We start from the raw sequence: 1,563 nt of genomic DNA, 5'->3' as shown, positions 1-1,563 counted from the left end.
CGCGCTGCTGGCGCTGGGTATCGCGCTGGGTTCGCTGCAGGGCATGGCCCAGGCAGCCACCTTCGTGGATGTGCTGGACTTGCCGGCCCGCTCGAGCGAACTGGCATCGCGCAGCCCGCTGCGCGATGTGGCGCGCGCGGGTGATCGGCTGGTCGCGGTCGGCCTGCGCGGTCACATTCTGTATTCCGAGGATGCCGGCAAGAGCTGGCAGCAGGCCAGCGTGCCGGTCAGCTCCGACCTCAACGCGGTGCATTTCCCCGCCGCCAAGCAGGGCTGGGCGGTCGGCAACGATGGCGTGGTGCTGCACAGCCGCGATGGCGGCGCCAGCTGGGAGAAGCAGCTGGACGGCCGGCAGATCGGCGAGCTGGTGCTCGCCCACTACCAGGCGCTGGCCAGCGCCGAGCCGGACAACGAGCAATGGGCGCAGTTCGTCGCCGAGGGCCAGCGACTGGTCGACGAAGGCGCCGACAAGCCGTTCCTCGACGTCTGGTTCGTCGACGCGCAGCGCGGCTACGCGGTCGGCGTGTTCAACCTGATCCTGCGCACCCTGGACGGCGGTCGCACCTGGTCGCCGATGCAGGACCGCACCGACAATCCGCAGAGCCTACACCTCAATACCATCGCCGCGGTCGGCAACGAGCTGTACGTCGCTGGCGAGCAGGGCCTGCTGCTCAAGTGGGATGCTGTCGAGCAGCGTTTCGCGGCCCTGCCGTCGCCCTACCAGGGCACCTGGTTCGGCCTGATCGGCAAGCCCGGCGAACTGCTCGCCTACGGCCTGCGCGGCCACGTGTTCCGCAGCACCGACGGCGGCCAGAGCTGGAGCCAGGTGGACACCGGCCTGCCGGTGAGCATCACCGCGGCTACGCTGGATGAGGCCGGGCGTTTCTGGCTGTTCAGCCAGGCCGGGCACAACCTGCTCGGTCAGGATGGCGGCAGCCGCTTCAAGGTCGTGCCCCGCGAGAACCTGGCACCGGTGACCGGTGCCGCAACCGACAGCGCCGGCAGTCTGGTGCTGGTCGGTGAACGTGGCGTGCGTGCGCTGCCCGTCGAATAACGATAAGAATACAGAGCGAGTACCCAGACATGGGCAATATCAAGCAAGACACCATGCCGGTGATCCGCGATTTGCGTGAGTTCGACCCGCGCTCCGGCAACCTGCTGGAACGCCTGGTGTTCAACTACCGGCCGCTGTTCGTCCTGTTCATGCTGCTGGTCACCGCCCTGCTGGGCTACATGGCCGTTACCCGCCTGGAGCTGCGCCCCAGCTTCGAGAAGATGATTCCGCAGAGCCAGCCCTACATCCAGAACTACCTGGAGAACCGCCAGGCGCTGCGCGGCCTGGGCAATTCGGTGCGGGTGGTGGTGGAGAACACCCAGGGCGACATCTTCGACCCCGAGTACTTGGACGTGCTCAAGGAGATCAACGACGAGCTGTTTCTCGCCGAGGGCGTCGACCGCGCCTGGATGAAGTCGCTGTGGAGCCCGGCGGTGCGCTGGACCGAGGTCACCGAGGAGGGCTTCCAGGGCGGTCCGGTGATGCCCGACAACTACTCGGGCGCGCCG

1 protein-coding gene and 1 pseudogene are annotated in these 1,563 nt (G+C 67.7%); both read left to right on the top strand.

The genetic code is table 11. The features are described from left to right. Positions 1-4: 4 nt before the first annotated feature. A complete protein-coding gene (locus BMZ19_RS22005; RefSeq protein WP_090313887.1) occupies positions 5-1,054 on the top strand; it encodes a WD40/YVTN/BNR-like repeat-containing protein in 1,050 nt (349 codons plus the stop codon). 29 nt (positions 1,055-1,083) lie between these two features. Then, positions 1,084-1,563 (top strand): annotated as a pseudogene (locus tag BMZ19_RS22000) (RND family transporter); the annotation flags it as partial.

The sequence above is a fragment of the Pseudomonas linyingensis genome, assembly GCF_900109175.1.
GTDB classification, from domain to species: Bacteria; Pseudomonadota; Gammaproteobacteria; order Pseudomonadales; family Pseudomonadaceae; genus Geopseudomonas; species Geopseudomonas linyingensis.
This window is presented reverse-complemented; position numbering and strand designations above follow the sequence as displayed.